Below are 7961 nucleotides of genomic sequence, written 5' to 3'. Positions count from 1 at the left end.
CCGTGTGGCTGCCGTGTGACCGGCTCGGTGGCGCCGTGCGCCTCAGGCGTCCTTGGAGAGGTTCGGGCCGCCGCCCGCCGCCGACTCCACCGGAGGCGCGTCCGGCAGGGCCGACTTCTCCTCACCGCGGAAGGTGAACTTCTTCGCCTCGCCCTCGTCCTCGGTGTCGACGACCACGATGTGACCGGGGCGCAGCTCGCCGAAGAGGATCTTCTCCGACAGCACGTCCTCGATCTCCCGCTGGATCGTCCGGCGCAGCGGTCGGGCGCCCAGGACGGGGTCGTAGCCCTTCTTGGCGAGCAGCTTCTTGGCATCACCGCTGAGCTCGATGCCCATGTCGCGGTCCTTGAGCCGCTCGTCCACCTTGGCGACCATCAGGTCGACGATCCGGATGATGTCTTCCTCGGTGAGCTGGTGGAAGACGACGGTGTCGTCGACACGGTTGAGGAACTCGGGCCGGAAGTGCTGCTTGAGCTCCTCGTTGACCTTGGCCTTCATCCGCTCGTAGCCGGTCTTGACGTCGCCCTGGGCGGCGAAGCCAAGGTTGAAGCCCTTGGAGATGTCCCGGGTGCCGAGGTTGGTCGTCATGATGATGACGGTGTTCTTGAAGTCCACGACCCGGCCCTGGGAGTCGGTCAGGCGACCGTCCTCCAGGATCTGCAGCAGCGAGTTGAAGATGTCCGGGTGGGCCTTCTCGACCTCGTCGAACAGGACGACCGAGAACGGCTTGCGGCGGACCTTCTCGGTGAGCTGGCCGCCCTCCTCGTACCCCACGTAGCCGGGGGGCGAGCCGAAGAGCCGCGAGACGGTGTGCTTCTCGCTGAACTCCGACATGTCGAGGGAGATCAGGGCGTCCTCGTCACCGAAGAGGAACTCCGCCAGCGTCTTGGACAGCTCGGTCTTACCGACGCCGGACGGGCCGGCGAAGATGAACGAGCCACCGGGGCGCTTGGGGTCCTTCAGGCCCGCCCTGGTGCGGCGGATGGCCTGGGAGAGCGCCTTGATGGCGTCCTCCTGCCCGATGACGCGCTTGTGCAGCTCGTCCTCCATGCGCAGCAGGCGCGAGGACTCCTCCTCGGTGAGCTTGAAGACCGGGATGCCCGTGGCCGTGGCCAGGACCTCGGCGATCAGCTCCTCGTCCACCTCGGCGACGACGTCCATGTCGCCGGCCTTCCACTCCTTCTCCCGCTTGGCCTTGGCAGCCAGGAGCTGCTTCTCGGTGTCGCGGAGGGAGGCCGCCTTCTCGAAGTCCTGCGAGTCGATCGCGGACTCCTTCTCCCGGCGCACGTTCGCGATCTTCTCGTCGAACTCGCGCAGGTCCGGCGGTGCGGTCATCCGGCGGATGCGCATCCTGGAGCCGGCCTCGTCGATCAGGTCGATCGCCTTGTCCGGCAGGAAGCGGTCCGAGATGTAGCGGTCGGCGAGCTGCGCGGCGGCCACCAGGGCGGCGTCCGTGATGGACACCCGGTGGTGCGCCTCGTAGCGGTCGCGCAGACCCTTGAGGATCTCGATGGTGTGCGGCAGCGACGGCTCGGCGACCTGGATGGGCTGGAAGCGGCGCTCCAGGGCCGCGTCCTTCTCCAGGTGCTTGCGGTACTCGTCCAGCGTCGTCGCGCCGATGGTCTGGAGCTCCCCGCGGGCCAGCATCGGCTTGAGGATGCTGGCGGCGTCGATCGCGCCCTCGGCGGCGCCCGCACCCACCAGGGTGTGGAGCTCGTCGATGAACAGGATGATGTCGCCGCGGGTGCGGATCTCCTTGAGGACCTTCTTCAGGCGCTCCTCGAAGTCACCGCGGTAGCGGGACCCGGCGACCAGGGCGCCGAGGTCCAGCGTGTACAGGTGCTTGTCCTTGAGCGTCTCGGGCACCTCGCCCTTGACGATGGCCTGGGCCAGGCCCTCGACGACCGCCGTCTTGCCGACGCCGGGCTCGCCGATGAGGACCGGGTTGTTCTTGGTGCGGCGGGACAGCACCTGCATGACCCGCTCGATCTCCTTCTCGCGCCCGATGACCGGGTCGAGCTTGGACTCGCGGGCCGCCTGGGTGAGATTGCGGCCGAACTGGTCCAGCACCAGGGAGGTCGAGGGGGTGCCCTCGGCGGGGCCGCCCGCGGTGGCCGCCTCCTTGCCCCCGGAGTAGCCGGAGAGCAGCTGGATGACCTGCTGCCGCACCCGGTTGAGATCGGCGCCGAGCTTGACGAGGACCTGGGCGGCGACGCCCTCGCCCTCGCGGATCAGGCCGAGCAGGATGTGCTCGGTGCCGATGTAGTTGTGGCCGAGCTGAAGGGCCTCGCGGAGCGACAGCTCCAGGACCTTCTTGGCACGGGGGGTGAAGGGGATGTGGCCGGACGGGGCCTGCTGGCCCTGGCCGATGATCTCCTCCACCTGCTGGCGGACCGCCTCGAGCGAAATCCCGAGGCTCTCCAGTGCCTTAGCGGCGACACCCTCACCCTCGTGGATCAGGCCCAGGAGGATGTGCTCGGTGCCGATGTAGTTGTGGTTGAGCATCCGGGCTTCTTCCTGAGCCAGGACGACAACCCGCCGCGCGCGGTCGGTGAACCTCTCGAACATCGTTAATCGCTCCTCAGAGCGGTCAGGCAGTAAGGGGTCGGTCCCCTCCCTGTCCTTCCGCAGCTTAGTCCCGCAAGCGGGGACCGCTCATTCCAACTGCCGACACCCGTCCGGATCGCTCCCGCGCTGGCGGGGGAGGAGAGCCCGTTACCTCTCGCCCTCGTCCCGAACAGCCGACAACAGTTCCAACCCGATGGTGCGAGACGATGTTCCCGCAGGCCAGACATATCCGCCCGCTTCCACTACGCCGACGGCGAACGCTCCTGGGCCGCCACGTCCGTCCACCGCTCCATCGCCGGTGCCGCACCCCCGTTCCACGTGGGATTTCTTCACCGACTTCCTACCCCGGGACACTGACAGTCCATGCCGGGCGGGGCGGGTGCATCCGCTACTGGCGAACACTCTTGCGCGGCGCGGTACACCTTCCCCACCCGTCGGCCGGGCACGCGGAGTAGCGGATCACCACTTCGGGTGACTGGCGCGTCGGGCCGGTGCGCGACCGGGCGCGGGCCGGTGATCGCGGCGCGTGCGGAACGTGTGACGCACACGACGCGCACGGGTGCCTCCGGAAGGCGCCCGGCGGCCGCCCGGAGGGCGCGGCGCGGTGGCGTGACGCGGTGGGCGCGGCGTGACGCGGGCCGGCACCGGCCGGAGCGGGACGGGTCAGGCCGCACCGGCCGCACACGTCCCCGGGAGGCCGCGGCACGGCTGCGGCCCCCCGGACGGGGCGTAAGGGCCTCCCGCCGGTCCGGTGAGCGCGGCGGCGACGGGGCATCGCCGCGCGCGGCTCGCCCGCGCGGCTCAGGCGTTCGCCTTCTCGTAGGCCTCGCGGATGTTGGCGGGGACACGGCCGCGGTCGTTGACCTCGTAGCCGTTCTCCTTCGCCCAGGCGCGGATCTTCGCGGTGTCCTGGCTTCCGCCGCCGCCACCGGCGGACGGACGGGACTTGCCGCGAGCCGAACGGCCACCGGTGCGACGGCCGTTCTTGACGTAAGGCTCCAGCAGACCGCGGAGCTTGTCCGCGTTGGCGGTGGTGAGGTCGATCTCGTAGGTCTTGCCGTCGAGAGCGAACGTCACGGTCTCGTCGGCCTCACCGCCGTCGATGTCGTCGACAAGAAGGACCTGAACCTTCTGCGCCACCGGTTACTCCCATTCGTCGTGTGTGGTCAGCCACCGAAAACCGATTACTGATACTGACGGTGAAAGCAAACCGCTTTTCCCGGGAAAACACAAACCCTCCGGGAACATTGCCGAGCCGACCCGGCCGGATTGGAGGGACCTTTCGGACATAGGGCGCACGGAGCGAGTGCCTCATAGGTGCAGCAGCATGCGCGTGTTGCCCAGGGTGTTGGGTTTCACTCGTTCGAGACCCAGGAACTCGGCTACACCTTCGTCATAGGAACGCAGCAGCTCGCTGTAGACATCCCCGTCCACCGGCGTCTCGCCGATCTCGGTGAAGCCGTGCCTGGCGAAGAAGTCCACTTCGAAGGTGAGGCAGAAAATGCGCCGGACTCCCAGCCAGCGCGCGGTCTGCAGCAACTTCTCCAGCACCAGGTGTCCCACCCCCGTGCCCCTGAGCGCGGGATCGACCGCGAGCGTGCGGACCTCGGCCAGGTCCTCCCACATCACGTGGAGGGCCCCGCAGGCGACGACCTCGCCGTCGTGGTCGCGTTCGGCGACCCAGAACTCCTGGATGTCCTCGTAAAGCGTCACCGTCGCTTTGTCGAGGAGGATGCGGTCGCGCGCGTAGGCGTCGATGAGACGGCGCACGGTGCGCACATCACTGGTTCTCGCCCTGCGGACGGTGACCTCGCTTACGGGGTTCGCCGGGCTTACGCGGCTTACGGCTTCTGGCATGCCGGGGACGCTATCGCTCCGGAGAACCCCGGCCCCCGGCGGGGGCACCGGGACGCGTGTCGTCGAGATGCGCGACACGCAAGGCGTCCCGCAGGGCTTCGGTCTGTTCCGGCGACATCATCCCGAAGAAGGCCACCAGTGCCGCCGCGGGGTTGTCGCTCGCCGCCCATGCTTCGTTCATGAGCGCCGCGGAGTAGGCGGCCCGGGTGGAGACGGCTTCATATCGATAGGCCCGCCCCTCGCGCTCTCGCCGCAGCCATCCCTTCTCCCGCAGGTTGTCCATTACGGTCATGACCGTGGTGTAGGCGATCGGCCGTTCACGCCGTAGGTCGTCGAGCACTTCTCTCACCGTGACCGGGCGGTTCCACTGCCATACCCGCGTCATCACCGCGTCTTCCAGCTCTCCCAGTGGCCGAGGCACACCAAGAACGATAGCCGCATTTGAACGGCATTGAGCACTTTGTTTTGGCCGGACGGTAAACAAAGAGGAGCGCACACCGGGGATGTTCACCTCCCCGGTGTGCGCTCCCACGCCGTCGCGGCATCCGCCGCCCGGCGGCACTAGCTCCTGGGCGCGCCGTCCGCCGGGGACGCGGCGTGCGCGGCCTCGGCCTGCGCCAGGGTCCTGTCCACCGCGGCGTCCTCCTTGGACTTGTTGGCACCGCCCTGGCTCTTGACGATCGTCACGATGAGAGCGGTGAAGGCCACGGCCATCACCACGGACGGGGTGAGTGCGGCGATGTACTCCATGCCGGATCAGCCTCCTTGGATACCGGACCTCCAGCGTACCGGCGGCTCTCCCGGGCCCTCGCGAGGGCCCGGGGCGCGGCCGTGCGCGCGGGGGAGAGCGGGCCGCACGTCAGACCGGGAGCGCCTGGCGGTACGCCGGGGACGGGCCGCGGGGCGGGAAGACCTCGGCGGGGGTGGGGACCGGGCGCGGTACGGCCGCCGGACGGCCGCGGCCGGGGGGCCCGGGCGCCCGGGAGGGCTCCGAAGGCGCCGTCGGCCGGGCGCGGCGCCGCAGCAGCGCGGCGCCGCGCCCGGCCTCCGCCCCGCCCGCCCCGCCGGCGCACAGTCCGCGCAGCGCCCTCAGGTCCTCCGCGCTCAGCGCGCAGCCCAGCGCCACGGCCTCCTCCAGCCGCGCGAGGTATCCCGGGGCCGATCCCGGCAGTGCGGCGCGGTAGCGGTCGAGGTCCGCCGACAGGAAGGCCCTCAACCGGTCCGCCTCACGGCTCGCCTCGTCCAGTGCGTCGGCCAGCCAGAGGCACGCGCGCACCGCCTCGGCGCGCTCCTCCGCCGCCCCCTCCGGGCACCATCCGCCGGCACGCGCGGACGGCTGGGCGCGGTCGGGACGGAGGACGAGGGCGAGCGCGCTGCGCAGGACGCGCAGTTCGTCCGGACCGAGGACCATGGCGCCTCGGGAACCATAGGGCGTGGGCATACGGCGAGATTACGACATAGGCCTACTGAGCGGACATATCGCAGTCCTGCTGTGTCCCCGCCCCGCGCCCGGTTCCCTGTGCCCGGTTCCCCGCGCCCGGGCCCGTGCTCAGCCCCGGGCCATGTTCCGCTCGTAGACCAGGCGCAGTCCGATCAGCGTCAGCCACGGTTCGTGCTCGTCGATCCCCGCGGCCTCGCCCAGCACCATCGGGGCCAGGCCTCCGGTGGCGATGACGGTCACGTCGTCCGGGTCGTCGGCCAGTTCGCGGGCCATCCGCTCCACCACACCGTCCACCTGTCCGGCGAAGCCGTAGAGGATGCCGGACTGCATCGCCTCGACGGTGTTCTTGCCGATGACGCTGCGCGGCCTGGCCAGCTCGATCTTGCGCAGTTGCGCACCGCGTACGCCGAGTGCCTCGACCGAGATCTCGATGCCCGGGGCGATGGCGCCGCCGGTGTACTCGCCCCGGGCGGAGACCGCGTCGAAGGTGGTGGCGGTGCCGAAGTCCACGACGACGCACGGTCCGCCGTACAGCTCCACCGCGGCCACCGCGTTGATGATCCGGTCCGCGCCGACCTCCTTGGGGTTGTCCGTGACGACCGGCATCCCGGTCTTCACTCCCGGCTCCACGAGGACGGAGGGGATGTCGCCGTAGTGGCGGCGCGTCACCTCGCGCAGCTCGTGCAGGACGGAGGGGACGGTGGAGCAGATGGCGATGCCGTCGATGCCGTCGCCCAGGTCCTCGCCGAGCAGCGGGTGCATGCCCATCAGGCCCTGGAGGAGGACGGCCCACTCGTCGGCGGTGCGGCGGGCCTCGGTGGAGATCCGCCAGTGCTCGACGATCTCGTCGCCGTCGAAGAGGCCGAGGACGGTGTGGGTGTTGCCGACGTCGATCGTGAGCAGCATCAGTCGCGCTCCTGTCCGCCCGCGCCGCCGCGGGCCTCGTCACGCAGGTCAAGGCCGATGTCGAGGATCGGGGAGGAGTGGGTGAGCGCTCCGACCGCCAGGTAGTCCACGCCGGTGTCCGCGTAGGCGCGGGCGTTGGCCAGGGTGAGGCGGCCGGAGGACTCCAGCTTCGCCCGGCCGGCGACCAGCGCCACCGCCTCGGCCGTCCGCTCGGGGGTGAAGTTGTCCAGCAGGATCAGGTCGGCGCCCTCGGCGAGGACGGGCTCGATCTGGTCCAGCCGGTCCACCTCCACCTCGATCGGCACGCCGGGGAACTCCTCGCGCACCCGCTTGAACGCCTCCGCCACCCCGCCCGCGGCGATCACGTGGTTGTCCTTGATCAGCGCGGCGTCCGACAGCGACATCCGGTGGTTGGCCCCGCCGCCGCAGCGCACCGCGTACTTCTCCAGGGCGCGCAGCCCCGGAGTGGTCTTGCGGGTGTCGCGGACGGCCGCACCGGTGCCCTGGAGCACGTCGGCCCAGGCACGGGTGGCGGTGGCGACACCGGACAGCCGGCACAGGATGTTGAGCGCGCTGCGCTCACCGGTGAGCAGATCGCGGGTGCGGGCACGCACCGACAGCAGCCGCTGCCCAGCCTCGACGCGATCGCCGTCCTCGACGTGCCGCTCGACCTCGAACTCCTCGGTGCAGACCACCGACAGCACCGCCTCGGCGATCCGCAGCCCCGCGACGGTGCCCGCCTCCCGGGCGGTGAAGTCGGCCGTGGCGACGGCGTCCTCGGGGATGGTCGCGACGGTGGTGACGTCCACGCCCTGGTCGAGGTCCTCCTCGATCGCCATGTGCGCGATGTCCTCGACCTGCACCGGGTCCAGGCCGGAGTCCGCGAGCAGTGCGGCCAGGTCCGGGTCCAGGCCGCACTCCAGCGGGTCCAGGTCGGGTCCGTCGTCCGCACCGCCGCAGCCGCAGGCGTCGCCGCAGCCCCCGCCGGTGCCGTTCACCGCCTCACCGGGACGGCCGAAACCGATCTGGAGCAGCGGAAGTTCGTCGGGCGTGGGGCTGGTCACTGCATCTCCTTGTGAGCTTCTCCGCCCACGCGGCACAGCGGCGCGGGCTCTGTGATGACATGCGGCCCGGCGGCCGCGCGCGCGACGCGCACCGCCCTCCCGTGAGCTTCTCCGCCCACGCGGCA

The 7961-nt window shown here is 70.5% G+C and carries 8 protein-coding genes; all 8 read right to left on the bottom strand.

What is annotated here, in order from left to right:
* Positions 1-42 precede the first annotated feature (42 nt).
* The 8 genes from IQ279_RS27165 to nadC all read right to left on the bottom strand — a co-directional run bounded on the left by IQ279_RS27165 (position 43) and on the right by nadC (position 7836).
* Positions 43-2568: an ATP-dependent Clp protease ATP-binding subunit gene (locus tag IQ279_RS27165; protein ID WP_206351982.1), complete on the bottom strand. Its 2526-nt coding sequence runs from the start codon at positions 2566-2568 to the stop codon at positions 43-45.
* Positions 2569-3369: 801 nt separating this feature from the next.
* A complete protein-coding gene (locus IQ279_RS27160; RefSeq protein WP_206351981.1) occupies positions 3370-3708 on the bottom strand; it encodes a histone-like nucleoid-structuring protein Lsr2 in 339 nt (112 codons plus the stop codon).
* A 171-nt stretch (positions 3709-3879) separates the two neighbouring features.
* Entirely contained in the window at positions 3880-4425 is a 546-nt protein-coding gene (locus tag IQ279_RS27155; RefSeq protein ID WP_206351980.1) for an amino-acid N-acetyltransferase, read from the bottom strand.
* 10 nt (positions 4426-4435) lie between these two features.
* On the bottom strand, positions 4436-4846 hold the full coding sequence (locus tag IQ279_RS27150; RefSeq protein WP_206351983.1) for a BlaI/MecI/CopY family transcriptional regulator: 411 nt from the start codon (positions 4844-4846) through the stop codon (positions 4436-4438).
* A 140-nt stretch (positions 4847-4986) separates the two neighbouring features.
* Complete coding sequence (locus IQ279_RS27145) at positions 4987-5175, bottom strand: hypothetical protein (RefSeq protein WP_206351979.1); 189 nt, start codon at positions 5173-5175, stop codon at positions 4987-4989.
* Between the two features lie 109 nt (positions 5176-5284).
* Positions 5285-5866 carry a hypothetical protein gene (locus IQ279_RS27140; RefSeq protein ID WP_206351978.1) on the bottom strand — a complete coding sequence of 194 codons (582 nt, stop codon included), beginning with the start codon at positions 5864-5866 and terminating at the stop codon, positions 5285-5287.
* 108 nt (positions 5867-5974) lie between these two features.
* The gene (locus IQ279_RS27135; RefSeq protein ID WP_206351977.1) at positions 5975-6772 is read right to left on the bottom strand and encodes a type III pantothenate kinase; all 798 of its coding nucleotides are present in this window, start codon (positions 6770-6772) and stop codon (positions 5975-5977) included.
* A complete protein-coding gene (gene nadC, locus IQ279_RS27130; RefSeq protein WP_206351976.1) occupies positions 6772-7836 on the bottom strand; it encodes a carboxylating nicotinate-nucleotide diphosphorylase in 1065 nt (354 codons plus the stop codon). Before nadC ends, IQ279_RS27135 begins: the two co-directional genes overlap by 1 nt.
* Positions 7837-7961: the final 125 nt, after the last annotated feature.

Source organism: Streptomyces verrucosisporus, assembly GCF_017114865.1.
GTDB classification, from domain to species: Bacteria; Actinomycetota; Actinomycetes; order Streptomycetales; family Streptomycetaceae; genus Streptomyces; species Streptomyces fenghuangensis.
This window is presented reverse-complemented; position numbering and strand designations above follow the sequence as displayed.

Coding starts and splice junctions, on each gene's coding strand:
- IQ279_RS27165 (WP_206351982.1), bottom strand. CDS start 2,568: ATGTTCGAGAGGTTCACCGACCGCGCGCGGCGGGTTGTCGTCCTGGCT.
- IQ279_RS27155 (WP_206351980.1), bottom strand. CDS start 4,425: ATGCCAGAAGCCGTAAGCCGCGTAAGCCCGGCGAACCCCGTAAGCGAG.
- IQ279_RS27145 (WP_206351979.1), bottom strand. CDS start 5,175: ATGGAGTACATCGCCGCACTCACCCCGTCCGTGGTGATGGCCGTGGCC.
- IQ279_RS27140 (WP_206351978.1), bottom strand. CDS start 5,866: ATGCCCACGCCCTATGGTTCCCGAGGCGCCATGGTCCTCGGTCCGGAC.
- IQ279_RS27135 (WP_206351977.1), bottom strand. CDS start 6,772: ATGCTGCTCACGATCGACGTCGGCAACACCCACACCGTCCTCGGCCTC.